General features: G+C 37.8%; 15 protein-coding genes and 1 pseudogene. 13 read left to right on the forward strand and 3 right to left on the reverse strand.

Annotated elements, in window-relative coordinates; genetic code table 11:
• Positions 1–320: 320 nt before the first annotated feature.
• The 10 genes and pseudogenes from hemA (at position 321) to ACIQ32_RS07145 (ending at position 8,398) form a co-directional block, all read left to right on the forward strand.
• Positions 321–1,577 carry a glutamyl-tRNA reductase gene (gene hemA, locus ACIQ32_RS07100; protein ID WP_396194993.1) on the forward strand — a complete coding sequence of 419 codons (1,257 nt, stop codon included), beginning with the start codon at positions 321–323 and terminating at the stop codon, positions 1,575–1,577.
• A gap of 1 nt (position 1,578) precedes the next feature.
• Positions 1,579–2,508: a hydroxymethylbilane synthase gene (hemC, locus tag ACIQ32_RS07105; RefSeq protein WP_396194994.1), complete on the forward strand. Its 930-nt coding sequence runs from the start codon at positions 1,579–1,581 to the stop codon at positions 2,506–2,508.
• Positions 2,509–2,510: 2 nt separating this feature from the next.
• Positions 2,511–3,182: a uroporphyrinogen-III synthase gene (locus ACIQ32_RS07110; RefSeq protein ID WP_396194995.1), complete on the forward strand. Its 672-nt coding sequence runs from the start codon at positions 2,511–2,513 to the stop codon at positions 3,180–3,182.
• Positions 3,183–3,212: 30 nt separating this feature from the next.
• Positions 3,213–4,235, forward strand: coding sequence for a uroporphyrinogen decarboxylase (hemE, locus tag ACIQ32_RS07115; RefSeq protein WP_396194996.1), 1,023 nt, complete (start codon positions 3,213–3,215; stop codon positions 4,233–4,235).
• A 36-nt stretch (positions 4,236–4,271) separates the two neighbouring features.
• Positions 4,272–5,177 (forward strand): oxygen-dependent coproporphyrinogen oxidase, encoded by a 906-nt coding sequence (hemF, locus tag ACIQ32_RS07120; protein WP_396194997.1) that lies wholly within the window; start codon positions 4,272–4,274, stop codon positions 5,175–5,177.
• Positions 5,178–5,216: 39 nt separating this feature from the next.
• Positions 5,217–5,579 (forward strand): four helix bundle protein, encoded by a 363-nt coding sequence (locus tag ACIQ32_RS07125; protein WP_396194998.1) that lies wholly within the window; start codon positions 5,217–5,219, stop codon positions 5,577–5,579.
• A gap of 25 nt (positions 5,580–5,604) precedes the next feature.
• Positions 5,605–6,603: a porphobilinogen synthase gene (gene hemB, locus ACIQ32_RS07130; RefSeq protein ID WP_396194999.1), complete on the forward strand. Its 999-nt coding sequence runs from the start codon at positions 5,605–5,607 to the stop codon at positions 6,601–6,603.
• 108 nt (positions 6,604–6,711) lie between these two features.
• A complete protein-coding gene (locus tag ACIQ32_RS07135; protein WP_396195000.1) occupies positions 6,712–7,086 on the forward strand; it encodes a c-type cytochrome in 375 nt (124 codons plus the stop codon).
• A gap of 61 nt (positions 7,087–7,147) precedes the next feature.
• A pseudogene (locus ACIQ32_RS07140) lies at positions 7,148–7,618 on the forward strand (methylated-DNA--[protein]-cysteine S-methyltransferase).
• Between the two features lie 66 nt (positions 7,619–7,684).
• On the forward strand, positions 7,685–8,398 hold the full coding sequence (locus ACIQ32_RS07145) for a 3'-5' exonuclease (protein ID WP_396195001.1): 714 nt from the start codon (positions 7,685–7,687) through the stop codon (positions 8,396–8,398).
• A 28-nt stretch (positions 8,399–8,426) separates the two neighbouring features.
• On the opposite strand, the gene ACIQ32_RS07150 is transcribed toward ACIQ32_RS07145, so the two are convergent.
• Positions 8,427–11,366 (reverse strand): S8 family serine peptidase, encoded by a 2,940-nt coding sequence (locus ACIQ32_RS07150; RefSeq protein WP_396195002.1) that lies wholly within the window; start codon positions 11,364–11,366, stop codon positions 8,427–8,429.
• 224 nt (positions 11,367–11,590) lie between these two features.
• Between ACIQ32_RS07150 and ACIQ32_RS07155 the strand changes: the two genes are divergently transcribed.
• A complete protein-coding gene (locus tag ACIQ32_RS07155; RefSeq protein WP_396195003.1) occupies positions 11,591–13,030 on the forward strand; it encodes a nucleoside recognition domain-containing protein in 1,440 nt (479 codons plus the stop codon).
• An 86-nt stretch (positions 13,031–13,116) separates the two neighbouring features.
• A complete protein-coding gene (locus ACIQ32_RS07160) occupies positions 13,117–14,724 on the forward strand; it encodes a fumarate hydratase (RefSeq protein ID WP_396195004.1) in 1,608 nt (535 codons plus the stop codon).
• A gap of 55 nt (positions 14,725–14,779) precedes the next feature.
• Here the strand turns inward: ACIQ32_RS07160 and ACIQ32_RS07165 are convergent, their stop codons facing one another.
• Together ACIQ32_RS07165 and ACIQ32_RS07170 are read right to left on the reverse strand one after the other, a co-directional pair.
• The gene (locus ACIQ32_RS07165) at positions 14,780–16,468 is read right to left on the reverse strand and encodes a T9SS type A sorting domain-containing protein (protein ID WP_396195005.1); all 1,689 of its coding nucleotides are present in this window, start codon (positions 16,466–16,468) and stop codon (positions 14,780–14,782) included.
• A gap of 5 nt (positions 16,469–16,473) precedes the next feature.
• Positions 16,474–17,775 (reverse strand): hypothetical protein, encoded by a 1,302-nt coding sequence (locus ACIQ32_RS07170; protein WP_396195006.1) that lies wholly within the window; start codon positions 17,773–17,775, stop codon positions 16,474–16,476.
• Positions 17,776–18,240: 465 nt separating this feature from the next.
• On the opposite strand from ACIQ32_RS07170, the gene ACIQ32_RS07175 reads away from it, so the two are divergent.
• On the forward strand, positions 18,241–18,591 hold the full coding sequence (locus ACIQ32_RS07175) for a helix-turn-helix domain-containing protein (RefSeq protein ID WP_396195007.1): 351 nt from the start codon (positions 18,241–18,243) through the stop codon (positions 18,589–18,591).
• Positions 18,592–18,792 lie beyond the last annotated feature (201 nt).

Below are 18,792 nucleotides of genomic sequence, written 5' to 3' on the forward strand. Positions count from 1 at the left end.
GCCTTTCAAAGGTAATGACCTCTTCTGTGTCGTTTTGAAAACGAATCAAAATAAACTCGTCGTCAATTTTTATTTCTTCTTTAGAACCCATAGCGATATTTTTTCGTTTATGATTGGGAAGCGAAATCAAAATGTTATTTAGAATGAGTCTACATAAATTCATTCTGAGCACTTGATTTCATTACAAAATTAAAAGAAATAACGATAAAAAGACGATTGCGTTTAAAAATATCTCTGAGCGACACAAAAAGTTCTTTTAGCGTTACTTTTATAAAATCGATAGCAATAACTTTGTTTCACTTTTAGGGAAAGAGCAATTTATGGAACACGGAAACATATCAAAGCATAGTACTTTTTATGCGGTTGGCTTAAGTTATAAGAAAGCCGATGCCGAAATGAGAGGTAAATTCAGCTTAGATGATAACGCCAAAAGTAACGTTTTGATACAAGCGCAAGCCGAAGGTATTGAAGCACTTATCGTGACATCAACGTGTAATCGTACTGAAATTTACGGTTTCGCCCAACATCCTTTCCAACTCATCAAATTACTTTGTGAAAACAGTCAAGGTACCGTGGAAGATTTCCAAAAGGTAGCTTATGTGTATAAAAACCAAGAAGCCGTTTCCCACATGTTTAGGGTAGGAACCGGTTTAGACAGTCAGATTTTAGGCGATTTTGAAATCATCAGCCAAATCAAATCGGCCTTCGTAGAAAGCAAAAACTGTCAGTTAGCCAATGCTTTTATGGAACGATTGGTGAATGCGGTGATTCAGGCCAGCAAACGCATTAAGAATGAAACCGAGATTTCTTCGGGCGCGACTTCCGTTTCTTTTGCTGCCGTGCGTTACATTTTTAACAATGTAGAAGACATCGCCAACAAAAACATTTTGCTTTTCGGTACCGGAAAAATTGGAAGAAACACTTGTGAAAATTTGGTCAAACATACCAAACACGAGCAAATCACACTTATCAATCGTACCAAAGACAAAGCCGAACGTTTGGCCAGAAAGTTAGATGTAATTGTGAAAGATTATGTCGATTTGCAATTGGAAATTCAAAAAGCGGATGTGTTAGTGGTAGCTACCGGTGCGCAAAACCCAACCGTAGACAAAGCGATTTTGAACTTGAAAAAACCGTTGCTGATTTTGGACCTATCCATCCCGAAAAACGTTAACGAAAATGTTCAGGATGTGAAAGACGTTACCTTGGTTCATATGGATCATTTATCGCAAATGACCGATGAAACATTGGAAAACCGTAAAAAACACATTCCGGCTGCCGAGGCCATCATTGAAGAAATAAAAGACGAATTCATCGCTTGGACCAAGCAACGCAAATTTGCCCCAACCATTCATGCTTTAAAGGAAAAACTCAATTCCATCAAAGACGGTGAGTTAAATGTACAGCGCAAAAAAATAGCCAACTTTGATGAGCAACAAGCCGAATTAATCAGCGCCAGAATCATCCAAAAGATTACCAATCATTTTGCCAATCATTTAAAGGATGACAATACCATGGTGGATGAAAGTATCGAGTGGATAGAGAAAATTTTTCAGATAGAAACCACTTCTAAATAAGATGGCCAAAACAATCAGAATAGGAACTCGCGACAGCGAATTAGCCCTTTGGCAAGCTTACACCGTTCAAAAAAAACTAAACGATTTAGGCTATTCCACCGAAATTGTAGCGGTTAAATCCCAAGGTGATATCATTTTAGACAAACCGCTGTACGAACTCGGCATCACCGGAATTTTTACCAAAACTTTAGACATTGCCATGATCAACGGTGACGTAGATATTGCTGTACATTCTATGAAAGATGTTCCGACTGCCTTACCCATCGGAATCGTACAAGCCGCGGTTTTGCAAAGAGCCAATGTGCTGGATATTTTGGTCCACAAAGGCAACACAGATTTTTTAAACGAAAACGCCACTATAGCCACCGGAAGTTTACGCCGACAAGCACAATGGCTTAACAAATATCCAAATCATACCGTAGTAGACTTACGCGGCAATGTAAATACCCGCATGCAAAAGTTGCAAGACAATGATTGGAGCGGAGCGGTTTTCGCTGCGGCCGGTTTGGAACGAATCAATTTAAAACCGGAAACTTTTGTCAATCTCGATTGGATGATTCCTGCACCGGCTCAAGGCGCTATGGTAGTAGTGGCTATGGGCAATGATGATTATACTATTGATGCTGTTTCACAACTGAATGATATTGAAACCGAAATTTGTACTTATATAGAAAGACAGTTTTTAAGAACCTTAGAAGGCGGTTGTACTGCGCCAATCGGTGCTTTGGCCCAATACAATCAAGATGATGACACCATAGAATTTAACGGATGTTTGCTTTCGTTGGACGGAAAACTAAAAATTGAAATCAGTAAAGCAGTGGATATTTCCCAATGGAAAAAGTTAGGCTTTTATTCGGCACAAGAAATTTTGGAAAGCGGTGGAAGCGAATTGATGGTTGAAATAAAAAAACAACTCAAACACCAAGCGTAAAGATGGAATTCCAAATTCGCATATTGTCAACCAAGAAGCTTACGGACAACCAAAAGCAACTGCTGTTGAGCGCGAATTTTTCAGTTGAAGACGCCGATTTTATCAAAGTAGCGAACAAACAGTTTACCCTTAGCACCATCAATGAATATTTAATTTTCACCAGTCAAAATGCCGTCGAAAGTGTTTTAGAAAATGAAAGAATAGCCGAAATAAAAACCCGAAAGTGTTTTTGTGTAGGCGAAAAAACAAAGGCATTATTAGAACAAAGCGGCTTTGAAGTTATCGCAAGTTCTGATTACGCCTCAGAATTGGCTTCTATTATTTGTAACCAATATTTTAAAAACAGTTTTACGTTCTTTTGCGGGAATTTGAGAAGGGATATATTGCCCGATTCCTTAACATTGGCTCAGGTAGTTTTTGAAGAAATAGAAGTGTATGAAACCGTTTTAACACCACATAAAGCAGCCGATGATTTGAATGCGATTTTATTTTTTAGTCCGTCAGGCGTGCAAAGTTTTTTAAAAACCAATACCATTCGAGATGAAGTTTGTTTTAGCATCGGTGGTACAACTGCTAAAGCGCTGAAAGACATTACCGGCAAAGTGGTCATAGCCAACATGCCCAATATTGAGAGTACCATTATAAAAAGTATAGAATTTTTTAATAAAATATAATTTGGCCACAGCCAAACAGTAATTAAAATTATGATTAAAAACGACTTATTCCTTCGCGCCTTAAACAATGAAACCGTTGAACGGCCACCGGTATGGATGATGCGCCAAGCCGGAAGATATTTACCTGAGTTCAGAGCCTTGCGCGACAAATACGATTTTTTCACCCGTTGCGAAACCCCTGAATTAGCGGCCGAAATCACAGTACAACCTATCCGAATTGTAAAACCGGATGCCGCTATTTTGTTTTCGGATATCTTGGTAGTACCAAGAGCCATGGGAATCCACGTAGAGTTGAAAGACAATTTGGGACCTATTATTCCCAACCCGATTCGCACGATGGAACAAGTCAATCAGGTTTTTGTTCCGAACATACACGAAACTTTAGGCTATGTGATGGACGCCGTAAAATTGACCAAAGAAATGTTGAACGACGAAGTACCATTAATTGGTTTCGCCGGTTCACCATGGACAATCTTCTGCTACGCTGTAGAAGGAAAAGGCTCGAAAAGTTTCGATACTGCCAAAGGATTTTGTTTTTCAAACCCGGTGGCTGCGCATACTTTACTGCAAAAAATCACCGACACCACCATATTATATTTGAAAGAAAAAGTAAAAGCGGGTTGTAACGCCATTCAAATTTTTGATTCTTGGGGCGGCATGTTATCACCGGTTGATTATCAAGAGTTTTCTTGGCAATACATCAACCAAATCGTTGAAGCTTTAGCCGAAGATACCAAAGTAATCGTGTTCGGAAAAGGTTGTTGGTTTGCTTTAAACGACATGGCCAAATCCAAAGCATCTGCACTTGGCGTAGATTGGACGTGTTCGCCAAGAAATGCCCGTTATTTATCCGGTGGAAGAATCACTTTACAAGGCAATTTTGACCCGTCTAGACTTTTGTCGCCTATTCCAACCATCAAAAAAATGGTACACGAAATGATAGACGAATTCGGCAAAGACAATTACATCGTCAACCTTGGCCACGGCATTTTACCTAACATTCCGGTAGATCATGCCAAGGCATTTGTAGAAGCAGTGAAAGAATATAAATAGCTGTCAGCTAACAGCTTTTAGCTAAAAGCTAATAAAATGAAAGATAAATTCTATCAATACATACTTCAACTCCAAGACCAAATCACATCGGCTTTAGAAGCAGTCGATGGCGTTGCGAAATTCCGTGAAGACCTTTGGAAACGACCGGAAGGCGGCGGCGGAAGAACACGCGTAATGGAAAACGGTCAAGTTTTCGAAAAAGGCGGTGTCAACATTTCAGCCGTTCACGGAAAATTACCGGAGACGATGCAAAAAATGTTCGGAGTAGGAGAAGCCGATTTCTTTGCCTGCGGATTGAGTTTAGTCATTCATCCCAAAAGCCCAATGGTGCCAACGGTTCACGCCAATTGGCGCTATTTCGAAATGTATGATGATAACGGAAACGTAATCAATTCTTGGTTCGGTGGCGGACAAGATTTAACGCCGTATTATTTGTTTGAAGAAGATGCGAAACATTTTCACCAAACCTGTAAAACCGCTTGCGATAAGCATAATCCTGAGTTCTATCCGAAATACAAAAAACAATGCGACGCTTATTTTTGGAATGCACACCGAAACGAAGCCCGCGGAATCGGCGGTTTGTTCTTCGATTATTGCAAAGAATCAGAAACCATGAAAATGGAAGATTGGTACCATTTCGTAACCGAAGTCGGCAATAGTTTTTGTGAAGCTTATGTGCCAATTGTCGAAAAAAGAAAAGAGTTGTCTTATTCACCCGAACAAAAAACCTGGCAGGAAATCCGCCGCGGTCGCTATGTCGAATTCAATTTGGTACACGACAAAGGCACGTTATTCGGTCTAAAAACCAACGGTCGCATCGAATCGATTTTGATGAGTTTACCACCACACGTGCAATGGGTTTACGACCATCATCCTAAAGCGGGTAGTGAAGAAGAGAAATTGATTAAGGTATTAACAAACCCGATTGATTGGGTAATTTAGCTGTCAGCTTTTAGCTATTAGCCATCAGATGTAAATGAGATGAGAGATTATAATAAGTTTTCAGTTTGGGAGAAATCACATCAGCTAACTTTAGATGTTTATAAAATGCTGCCAACTTTTCCGAAAGACGAAATGTTTGGTTTGACGAGTCAAATCAAAAGATCTTCATCATCTATCCCAACCAATATTGCAGAAGGTTGTGGCAGAAATTCTGATAAAGATTTTTGTCGATTTCTATACATTTCGTTCGGTTCAGCCAATGAATTAGAATATCAAATATTTTTGAGTATCGAATTAAATTTTCTGGAAAAAGAGCAAGGTCAAATCCTTTTGAAACAAATAGAAGAAGTCAAAAAAATGCTCAACGGATTAATAATAAAATTAAATAACGCTGAAAGCTAATCGCTAACAGCTAAAAGCTAAAAATATGTTCCCATTACAAAGAGGTCGTCGTTTAAGAGTTAACGAATCCATAAGAAGTTTAGTTCGAGAAACCACATTAAGTCCGGCCGACTTTATGTTTCCCATGTTCATAGCAGAAGGTGAAAAATACCAATCAGAGATTGCCTCTATGCCGGGTATTTTTCGTCGTTCAATCGATTTAACGGTGGAAGAAGTCAAAGAACTATTCGCATTAGGCATTCGCGCTGTTAATATCTACGTAAAAGTGGACGAAAGCCTAAAAGACAACACCGGTAAAGAAGCCTGGAATCCCAACGGATTGATGCAACGCGCCATTCGCGAAATCAAAGCCGCTTGTCCGGAAATGATTGTCATGCCTGATGTAGCCTTAGATCCATATTCAATTTATGGCCACGACGGTATCATCGAAAACGGTGATGTGGCTAATGATGCCACCAATGACGCTTTGGTGAAAATGGCGGTTTCTCATGCCCAAGCCGGCGCCGATTTTGTAGCACCAAGCGACATGATGGACGGACGCGTTTTAAGATTGCGCCAAGGTTTAGACGCTGCAGGTTTTCAAAACGTAGGGATTATGAGTTATTCGGCCAAATATGCTTCGGCCTTTTATGGTCCGTTTCGCGATGCGTTGGACAGTGCGCCAAGAGAAGCCGATGTAGTCGTTCCCAAAGACAAAAAGACTTACCAAATGGATTACGCCAACCGCCTCGAAGCCATCAAAGAAGCCTTAATGGACGTTGAAGAAGGTGCTGATATGGTCATGGTCAAACCCGGAATTGCTTATTTGGACATCGTTCGCGAAGTCAAAAACGCCGTGAATGTTCCCGTAACGGTTTTCCATGTTTCCGGAGAATATGCCATGATCAAAGCCGCTTCCGAAAGAGGTTGGCTCGACCACGACAAAATCATGATGGAGCAATTGATGTGTATTAAAAGAGCCGGTGCCAGTTTGATTTCGACCTATTTCGCCAAAGAAGCGGCGATTTTACTGAATCAAAAATAGGAGCGAGTGGCTCGGGATTTATCAGTTATCCATTTTCCCGCTGTCCGCACTACAAGGTAAATACTCCCATCGGGGCTAATTAGGATTTGTATTGAATTTTTGTAAACAATGAAAAGAATATTATTACTCACTTTTATCATAACCTTCACGTCTTGTAAAAAAGAAACCGAAAACAATTACGGTCAACCCAAACAAGACAATACCGCAGTAGCCATTTCCGGTCAGGAATTATTTGAAGGCAAAGGAACCTGCACCGCCTGCCATTTACCCGATCAAAAAGTCATCGGGCCAAGCATTACAGAAATCGCTAAAATCTACCAAGAAAAAAAAGGCAGCATCGTAGCTTTTCTAAAAGAAGAAAGCGAACCCATTGTTGACCCAAGTCAGTACGAGGTGATGAAAACCAACTTCGCCATCACCAAAAAAATGAGCGACGAAGAATTGCAAGCCTTAGAAGATTACATCTATAGTTTCTCAAAATAATTCTTCGCGACCTTCGTGACTTCTTCGTGTGCTTTGTGGTTAAAATAATTATCTTTATCACATGGAAACCGCCTTCATCAAAACACCACTCGGCGTCGCCAAAATTGCCGGCGATGAAAACGGGATTACTGTAATTTCCATTTTAGAAGAAGGCGAAATCACCAATGCCATTCCGGAAGTTTTAAAAGAAGCGATCCAACAACTCCAAGAGTATTTCTAAGATAAAAGAACCGAGTTCAATTTCAAAATGAATCCTTCGGGTACCGAATTCCAACAAAAAGTATGGCAGGAATTATTACGCATTCCGTTTGGCAAAACGATGTCTTATCTCGATTTATCTAAAAAGTTAGGCGATGTCAAAGCCATTCGTGCCGTAGCTTCGGCTAATGGTAAAAACCCTTTGTGGATTGTAGTCCCGTGTCATCGGGTAATTGGCTCTAATGGTTCATTAACCGGTTATGCCGGCGGTTTATGGCGCAAAAAATGGTTGTTAGAGCATGAAAGCCCAACCATACAACAATCACTTTTTTAAGTATTTTTCTTTCATATTTAAAATAAATGTTTACTTTTAAGTCGGTTATTTCTTAAATTTATTATAATGATTGAAAAAATCCCACTCAACAATATACTCTTTCTCGACATCGAAACTGTTCCGGAGGAAGACAACTTCAACGCCTTAGATGAGGAGATGAAACTACTTTGGGAGCAAAAAACGCAATACCAAAGACGCGACGAATACACTCCGGAAGATTTCTATGACCGCGCCGGAATTTGGGCCGAGTTTGGTAAAATCGTTTGTATTTCGGTTGGCTATTTTGCTAACAAAAGCGACATTAGAAATTTTAGGGTGACCTCCTTTTTCGGTGAAGAGAAGAAGATTCTAAAGGATTTCGCCAATTTGTTAGATACCCATTTCAATGGTGCACAACATTTGTTTTGCGGTCATAATGCCAAAGAATTTGATTTTCCGTTTATTGCCCGTCGTATGATCATCAACCAAATTGCCATTCCGAATAAGCTCAATTTGTTTGGAAAAAAACCTTGGGAAATTCCGCATTTAGACACTTTGGAATTGTGGAAGTTTGGCGACTATAAGCATTTTACTTCCTTAAAATTATTGACCAAAATTTTAGGTATTCCTTCACCTAAAGGTGATATCGACGGCAGTCAAGTAGCCCATGTTTTTTATGTGGAAAAAGACATTGATCGCATTGTTACATACTGTGAGAAAGACGTTATTGCAGTGGCACAAATCTTTCTTCGATTGCGTCGCGAAGACATACTAATAGAAGAGGAGATTTTACATGTATAAAAAAAGAGGTCATGTCGACCTCTTTTTTTTAGTTTCTTTTTAGTATGATTTTCTTGGTAATACTCCCGGTGCTATTATCAATTTGAACCAAATAAACACCATCTTGTATGCCTTCCAGTCTAATACTGTTTTCTACTTGATTGGTTGCTTCAGTGTATACCATTCTGCCTTGTAAATCATAAACAGTGAGTGTTGTTTTTTCATTCAAAGAGGGAATAGTAATATTAATAATACCTGAAGTTGGATTAGGATAAACTGTAGCGTTTTGTAGCGGATTATCAGATATATTTAATGCCGAAGCTTGAACTCTACAAATGTTGAGACTGAAATTTGTAATAGCACCACCATCTTCATTATAAGGATCGTTTACACGTAAAATCCAAACACCGTTAGCATTGAGATTGTTCAAAACACTCAAACTTTCCAATGGTCCAATGAGACCACTGATGGCCGGATCACCTACACAAGTTGGAACACCTCCTTCATCGTCATAAGTACAGTTAATATTATTTTCACCAGCACAAGCTTCTTGTTGCAGTGTTATTACTGGACTTCCTATACTGGACGGACCTTCCAAAGTAATCGTCAAATCTTGAACCCAAGTATGATTAATGGCTACATTCACATTAAGATCTCCAATAGTATATCCTCCTGTTACTGTTACAGGGACAAAAGCTTCAGAATTGGCTACTGAGGCAATTGAGGCATTGGTATAATCATTTGCAGTAAAGTTTACATCACAAAATAAATTACCGGTTGTAAAATCATAAAACGGCGCATTGTTTATGGCAATACTTCCACAATTGTTCATTGGGATAACTCTCCAAAAATAACGAGTGGCTTGACTCAAACCATTAATAGTAAATGTGTTCGTGGTAACAAAATTATCTGCTACCGTACTTGAAAAGTTGTTAAATAGCGATACTTGTACATGATAATTTGTAGCATTGGCTTGTGCTGTCCAATTCAGATTTACTGTTGTAGACAAGCCATTTTGTCCGTTAAAGGGAGAGCTCACAACAATAGGTTGAAAATCTGCACTGTAAACACGTAATGACTTGTAGCGAATTTCGCTTTCAGCACCATTAAAACCACGTATTCCAACAAAATATTCACCGGGAGCTACATTCGATAATCCGGAAATTGTCATTGTAACTATTCCATTAGTACTCAATGAGGATGGAGAGAAACTTGCAGTTGCTCCGGCAGGTAATCCAACAGCTGAAAAACTGGTATTACCAACCCCATTCTGAGCATAATTAAAGCTAAATGTAGCATTTTGGGAAGCACAAACAGTAGCGTCTGCAGAATTAGAGTTCAAAGCAAAGGCAGATGTGATTCCGGTTACAATCAATGAATATCTTTGGCTGCCGGTTATTAAATTTCCTTTGTGTGTAACTGTAATTACGTATTCTCCTGCATTAGGAGTATCTATTTTGATTAATTCAACATTGTCAACATTATTGTCTGAATTTCTAACAGCTAGTGAGACAGGATTGGTAAGTTTCCAAGGGTAATAAGTAGTCCCGTTTCTTGTAATTCTGATATCTAAATCGTTAACCAAAACCGGTGTAGGATCATTAGGACCATTTGATCCTGAATTGATGAGACCAGGTAGATCGGTCCAAGTAATAGAGGCTACTAAGGGAGAAGTTCCGTTTGAATTAACAGTCATGATATAAGTTTGACTGTTAGTCAGTTTTTCTTCAGAAATCCAAGAAGTTAGTCCATTATTACTAATGGTTTCAGCGGCTCTTTTAGCATTTAATAATCCCCAGCCGAATGTAGCATCCGGACCAACAAAACCGGCATCATCAGCAGTATGACATGCCAAACCTTTTAAGGTAGCAGCACGCATAAAACCAGTAGTCAAGTTTCTGTAATGTTGTTGTAATAAAATTAATGTTCCGGCCACATTTGGAGAAGCCATAGAGGTTCCAGAAAGCACAGCTGTTGCGGTATTACTCGAGCTAAAGGTTGAGGTTAAGTTGGTACCGTTCCCAGTAATATCCGGCTTTATCCTCATATCATCAGTAGGCCCTTGACTACTCGAGCTATTTATACCTATGAAACCGGATATGTTTCCCGCCGCATCAGTTGATACATCTAAACAATTGGCTACAACCAAGTTGTTTTTAGCAGTTTTATCTCCAACAAGTTTATCATATCCAAAAGCAATAGGATCGCTATTGTCATCGTTGCCACCCTCATTACCTGCTGACATAACAGGCAAAAAGTAAGGGGCGTTGTAGGCTATATCATCCCATTCACCAGCACCAAAAGTGTAAGCTCCAATGTACCAAGAAGGTAATATATTACCATTACTTGTGATAGGAGTACCATAAGAATGGTTAGAAACCAACATTCCCATTTGTGCTTCTGAAATAGCTTCAGCCGCATCATCATTCCAATCGAAAGTAATGGCAGAAGCTTCCGGAGCCATCCCTTTTACAGCAGCCGGATTCGCGCTGGCGATAATAGTACCGGTTACGTGAGTCGCATGACCACTGGCTCCTGTACTGGAATTGTCGCCAATAGTAACCCTTCCGCCAAAAGCAATATGGCTGGATCTTACATTTCCACCATCCCAAACTCTAACGGTCATTCCTTGTCCATTTAAATTTAATCCCATCCCACCGCCACTATTTAGAAAGCTGGCACGAGTAGCCCTTGCGGCATTTACATTCTCTGTTGAATAGTAGATAGGATGTCCATCTGGCGTTAACCGCATTAACTCTAATATGTTACCATCGTCTTTTTTTACAAAAACAGGCCAACCTTTGGCAACAGCTTGTACTTGTGCTTTCTCTTTTTCAGTTTTGGCAATTTTGCGATAATAAGTTTGTTTAGACTTTAATAGCGACAAATCATATTGAGAAGTAATCGTTTTTATTTCTTCAGGAGTTTGTCCGAAAACCGAAGTTGTAAAAAAAGCCAATACCATTAAAGGCAATAAGTGGTATTTCATAGTTTGTTGAAAATAAGCAGTTGATTTAAGCAGACAAATATATATATCTTAGTGAATTACGCTGTGTTTTTAGCATTTAATCATAAAAATTTATAAAATGTTTAATAGTCATCAAACAAATATTGATTGTTGTTGTAATTTTTTAGAAAATGAATTTCACAAACCATAAATAATTTTTTTCTCTGCCTTTTTGAGAAATAGTATATTTACCAAAAAACAAGATTATGGTTTTAAGTAGATTTTGGTTGGCCATCTTTGTAGCATCTATTGCTTTTGTGATTTTTAGTTTATTTGCCGGAGACAGCTATTCTATTGATTACGTTTTAAACGGGAAAAAAGATGATCCTATTCTGATTTCAGAGAAATACTTAAACGAAATTCCAAAGTTTATACAAGACAGTATTCAAAAAAGTGAAGAGCAATCTTTTGTAATCAATCGAGATACCTTAAATGCGGATACAACTTATGTCTACAAAAATAAAACGGTAAAAATCTACAGTGGTGTTCAAAAATCGGATGGTTTGTTGCCCACTTGTAAAAACAGTTTGCTCGATTTAATACTTCCTTTAATTGCTTATTTGGCCTTCTTTTGCGGCTTGATGGAGTTGCTGATAGTTTCCGGCGCCGCTGAAAAATTAGCCAAAAGGCTCAGTCCGGTTTTTGCCAAAGTCTTCCCAACAGTTCCTAAAAACCACGAATCGATATCTTACATGACTTTAAACTTTGCTGCCAATTTCCTCGGATTGGATTCGGCCGCTACACCGTTCGGTTTAAAAGCGATGCAAAGTTTACAGGAAATCAATCCCGAAAAAGACAAAGCCAGTGATGCTCAAATCATGTTTATGTGCTTGCACGCAGCAGGGTTGACACTAATTCCAACTTCAATTATTGGGTATCGCGCCGCCGAAAACGCCGCCAATCCTGCCGATGTTATGTTACCCTGTATCATCACGTCGTTTATCGGAACTATAGCCGCCATGATTATAGTGGGAATTCGCCAAAAAATCAACTTCAAAAGTGCTACTTTAATTGTGGCGTTAATGACTGTAGTTGCCGCTATTGTTGGATTGTTGTTTTATATTAATGGATTAGATTTAGTAGGCAAAAACTTTTTTACAGCCAATCTTTCTGGCTTGATGTTAGTGGCTATTATTGCTTTTACTTTAGTATTTTCTTTTATCAATGAGAAGAAATTTGTAGACAAAAGCACTACTATTTTTGATGCATTTGTGACCGGTGCCAATAACGGACTCCAAACCGGAGTGAAGATTTTCCCTTATGTGATGGGGATGTTGGTCGCTATTTCTTTCTTCAGAAACAGTGGTCTTTTTGAAATCATCAGCAATTGGATTTCGTTTGCTTTTTCGAATATAGGCGTGAGCAAACAAATCACGGATTCGCTGCCGGTAGCCATGTTGAGACCTTTCAGTTCCGGTGGTTCACGTGGGTTTATGATTGATGCCATGCGCAATTTTGGTCCGGATTCGTTTACCGCGCGGTTGAGCTGTATTTTCCAATGCAGTGCCGAAACTACTTTTTATGTAATTGCGGTTTACTTTGGTTCCGTCAACATCAAAAATACCCGTTACACTTTAGGCACCATGCTTTTAGTAGACTTGATTTGTGTGATTACCGCCATTTTTGTGGCGAGTTGGTTTTTTTAAGAAACAACTACACCAATTTAGCAATTATTTAATTTCAGCTGTCACGCACTTTGCGTAACTTTACGCTATTATATTAAAATTACATTATGGACTTCATATACCAAGATCCGTATCCCATTTTAAAAGACGATACGCAATACAAAAAAATCACTTCCGATTTTGTAAAAACAGAACAATTAGGCGATAGAGAAATCCTTACTGTTGACCCTAAAGGATTGGAATTGTTAGCCCAAGAAGCGATGATAGACGTGTCATTCATGCTGCGTACTTCGCATTTGCAGAAATTGGAAAACATCCTAAACGATCCGGAGGCGACCGATAATGACCGATTCGTAGCCTACAACTTATTACAAAATGCAGCAGTTGCAGTAGAAGGTGAGTTGCCGTCTTGTCAAGATACCGGAACAGCGATTGTCTTGGCCAAAAAAGGCGAAAACGTGTTTACCGGTGTAGACGATGCCGAATGGCTTTCGAAAGGAATTTTTAATTCTTATCAAATCAAAAATCTTCGGTATTCTCAAATCGTTCCCATTTCCATGTTTGAAGAAAAAAACTCAGGGTCGAACCTTCCGGCACAAATTGATATTTATGCCAAAAAAGGAGCGAGTTACGAATTTTTGTTCTTAGCCAAAGGAGGTGGAAGCGCCAACAAGACTTTCTTATACCAAAAAACCAAATCGCTCTTGAACGAAAAATCGATGAATGAGTTCGTTCGCGAAAAAATAAAAGATTTAGGTACTTCCGCTTGTCCGCCTTATCACTTGGCTTTAGTAATTGGAGGCACTTCGGCAGAAGCCAACTTGGCCGCGGTTAAAAAAGCCTCAGCCGGTTATTTCGACAACTTACCGACTTCCGGGAATATGGCCGGTCAGGCGTTTCGCGATTTAGAATGGGAGCAAAAAGTATTACAAATTTGCCAAGAAAGTGCCATTGGAGCGCAGTTTGGAGGTAAGTATTTTGCCCACGATGTTCGCGTTATTCGCTTGCCGAGACACGCCGCTTCTTGTCCGGTTGGCTTGGGTGTTTCTTGTTCAGCCGATAGAAATATCAAAGCCAAAATTTCCAAAGACGGGATCTTCTTGGAGCAACTGGAAACCAATCCGCAACAGTTTTTGCCGGCTGTACCACCTCATTTGGAAGCGCCGGTGGAAATTGATTTGAACCGACCGATGAACGAAATCTTAGCTGAGTTAAGCAAATACCCAATCAAAACCCGTTTGAAATTAAACGGAACCGTAATTGTAGCCCGTGATATTGCCCACGCCAAAATCAAAGAACTTTTGGATGCCGGAAAACCAATGCCGGAATACTTTAAAAACCATCCGGTGTATTATGCAGGACCGGCCAAAACCCCGGAAGGTATGCCTTCGGGTAGTTTCGGGCCAACTACTGCTGGTCGAATGGATGTGTATGTAGACGAATTCCAAAGTCACGGCGGTAGCATGATTATGTTGGCCAAAGGCAATCGCAGTAAAGACGTCATGAACGCTTGTAAAAAATACGGTGGTTTCTATTTAGGTTCTATTGGCGGACCGGCAGCTATTTTGGCCAAAGAAAATATTTTGAAAGTAGAAGTGGTGGATTTTGAAGAATTAGGCATGGAAGCTGTTCGCAAAATTACGGTGAAAGATTTCCCCGCGTTTATTATTACCGACGACAAAGGAAACGACTTCTTTAGTTCTTTAAGTACTTAATAAAAAACCAGCAAAATTTTGCTGGTTTTTTTATCTATTAATCAAGGATTGTATCCTAATATTTGATAATTGAATATGATTTATGATTGTTATTTACTTTTACAAGGTAGTTGCCTATTGGTAAATTGTGTATGTTAAAAAATCCTTCAGTATTATTTATTAATTGTTCAAACACCAGTTGACCTAGCATATTATAAATTTTTATTTCTAAAATAATTTCCGAAGATTTGTAATTAAGTATTCCATTTGTTGGGTTGGGATAAAGTAAAAAATTATCTAGTTCAAATGAATTATTGTTCAATGCTTGCGTTACCGTGATTGCAGTTCTCGAACTTTCACAACCGTTAATTGTTTGACTCACATAATATGTTGTGCCGGTCACCAAGACTGTATTTAAGGGCAAAGTTGTCCCGTCAGTTGAGCTACTGTACCACTGCAAGTTTGTTCCATTTACAATTAAATTTGCTAAAGTGTCTCCAATATTAAAGGTTTGATTTGAGTTAGCAATAGGTGCAGCAGCAATAGGATTTAATATAACGCTTGTGCTAGTTACCGAACAACTTCCATTAGAAATAACGCAAGTGTAAATACCCGGCTGTGAAGCTGTATAGCTATTTGAATTGGCGCCAGTTATATTTAAATTATCTTTTTTCCATTGATAGGAATTTGAAGAACCAAAAGGAACCGATATTATTTGAGTTCCACAATAATTAACTGTACCAATAGGTTGTGGAGTAAATGTTGTAGATAATAAGGTTGGATTTGATACTTTAGAACAAGTGGTTGTTGCATCTGTAACTCTAACTGTATATGAGCCAACTGCGGTTGGTAAATGGGTTGCGTTTGTTGCATTTGAAATTGCATTCCCATTCAAAAACCATTGATAACTTAAACCTGTTCCCGTGTTAGCTTGTAATGAAAAGTTGCTCGAGGCACAAACTAAAATTTGTCCTGAAGGAGTTATTGTTGAAGTAGGTTGGGGTTTGAAAATTATATTAATTGAATCGGTATAGGTGCTGTTTTCTAATGTTGCAGTAACAGAAACAATACCCGCTTGAGTTGGTGTAAAAGTTACCGTATTTCCTTGGCTGCCATCAAACCATGTAGGAGTATAACCGTTGGGGCCATTATAGGTTAGCGTAACACTTGACCCTTGGCATATTTCAATAGAATCTCCCTCTTGTATGAGTTGTGCATTTGGATTAGCTCCATAAGGGAAAATAGTTTTCTTAAATAAAGGGCCCCATCTCCCATCTGAATCCTTGGCACGAATATTAAATAAAATTGGACCTGAGGATACATCCCAAGTTGCCTGACTTCTAAAAACTGTTTCTATCGCCTCGTCTAATGCACCATCAAAGGTAATAATTGTAGTTCCTGAACCTTCTCCTGGATCAAAATTACCAAAGAAATATTCGAACTTGGTTAAATTTACTTGACGAAACGAACCGGTAGCTCCGGGTAATATAAAAACTACTTTTTTAAAAGTAGATCCCCATTGATTATTAGCATCTTTAACTCTAATATTAAAGAGAACTGGACCAACAGTAGTTTGATTATTTGAATAATTAGCTATTACACTTTCAACCGCTTCATTAAACGTTCCATCTTCTGCTGTGAGTGCTGTGCCATTACCATTACCTGGGTCAATATTTCCCCAAAAATATTCTGCTGCGGTAATATTTCGATTTTGAGCCAAACTCAACTGACAAAAAACTACAATTAATACAAGTATCTTTTTCATTTGTATTAGTTTTTATGATATCCTTTAGCCTTGATATTTACATTTTGTCCTTCAAACAAATCAGTAGGCATCTCCAAATCAAAAATAAATGCCTTGCTGTTATTTGGATTTGTAGCATTATAATTTAATTGTGAATAAGGACCCCCATTAATCCCTCTGTCATTGATAGTTAAATCAATGTCATAATAATCATGGTTTGGATTACCACCATCTATGTCATTGGTTGGACCGCTTATGTTTGTATAAACTAAACTACCGTTTAAAGTTTGTAAATTAGTAACACCATTATATGACCATTCAAAAAAGCCATTCGCATAAACATTGGGACAATCTGTTGCTGTACTGCTATATGTTGCTTCATTAACAACTGTATTATAGCTACTTCCATATACCAAACATCCAAATGCATTTGGAAAAACTAAAGATGTGTTTCGTCTCGCATAAAGTATACTACCTAAAAATTTATTATTGACAAATTTAAAATTATAAACTAAGCCTACACTTCCTAACTGCAAATAACAACTTACGTCTGGTCCGCATCCTCCCCAATTACTTGATAATTGGAAAAAAGAGGCAAAATATAATTTGCAATTGGAATTAAACACATTATTCATAATATAATTTGTATTGGTTAAAGCTAAAACCCATTTACTTACAAATAGATTTTTTAATGAATTATTTGATAAAATAAACTTATAATTATCATTAAAAATAAAAGTGTCGTTTGTAATAGTATTATTAACAATAAAATTTTTATCCATCGCATTTTGATTTGTTAGTGATTCATCCATTAAATAACAATTTAACATACTATTTGAAACAATGTTTCCAAATCTAAATGTGGCATTACCACTAATAATTGATTTTAAAAGATTTAACTCATAAAAATCATTATCAAATACAACATTTGAAATAGAACATTCTATTATTGAAACTTTTGCTCGATTTGTGGCAATACCATTAGAAATAGGATTTGAACTAATAGAATATATCCCTAAATTAAAACCTATGATTTCCAATTTCATTCCAGAAAATCCAGCAATGTTAATATTTGCATTAAAATTAATAGTTGCTCCAGCTGTTTGTGGAATGATTTTTAAAGATTTATCTATTGTGAGAGTTCCTTCATTATATGTATTGGTAGCCACAATTATTCGGTCACCATTAACCGCAGCATTAACCGCAGAGGTGATAGTTGTAAATAAAGTAGTTCCATTGCCTGAGGATAAATTTGGATCAACAAAACGATCAATAGCAAAAATCGAAGTAAAAGAGAAAAGTGTTAAAAGGGTAAAAATGTTTTTCATATTCTATTTTTTAGTTTGTTTTTCATTTTATTTTTTATGATTACAATACACCAAAGCTTTACACATTCTATTCGTTTTTGGGCATTTTCTTAATCCTAAAGAAAATGATTCGTGCTTAATAATTTGGCTTATGACAATATTTACTGATTGGCAAGTGTCTCTGTAGTTCATAACATTAGGGTGTGAACGAAACCAAACATCCAAAGAATTCGGTTTGGGATGATTTTGGAGTGAAACTTGTGTAGACCCAACAATTAAGTAGTTGAATTTATTCTTTTGGAAATAGTCAACTAAATCCAGAATTGGAATTATTGTGTTGTTGGCATGTGGCAAGGTTATTTCATTCATAAATAATTATAAATAACTTTAAAAACAAAAATACCTCACAACCTCAAAAAAACATTATTTAAAAATTCCTTTATTTGATTAAAAAGTTCTAATTTTGAACTATAAATACATGTTTTTATGATACAACAACCCGAAACCAAGATCAAACAAATACGCGAATTGAAGAATTTTACGCAAGAGTATATGGCTCAAAAGTTAGGGTTATCTACCCGTGCGTATAGTAAAATAGAAACGGGAGAAACGCAGTTGACCATTAATAGGTTGAATGAAATAAGTGAAATTTTAGGTGTTTCCGCCATGGAAGTTTTAGGGTTTGATGAAAAGCAAGTTTTTAATAATTGTAAACAAGATGGTTATATTGGAATTAATCATATCAATATGCCCGAAAAACTCATCCTACAATACGAAGAAACCATACAAGCCCTAAAAGAGCAAATTGCAGTAATGAAATTGTTAATGGGTAAATAAGATTCGTTAATTGTATTTAAATTCAATTATTATTTCAATTTAATGATTACATCTTTTTTAAAGTTGCTATGATTTTTACCGAAACTTTTTCCGAATTTTACAGCCAGGTTAAAGACAGTTTGGCGGATGGTACTTTTGCCAAATTGACCTTGGCCAAAACGATTGGCAACACTGATTTGATGAACATTTATGTGCGTCCGA

The sequence above is a fragment of the Flavobacterium sp. genome, assembly GCF_044373165.1.
GTDB lineage: Bacteria > Bacteroidota > Bacteroidia > Flavobacteriales > Flavobacteriaceae > Flavobacterium.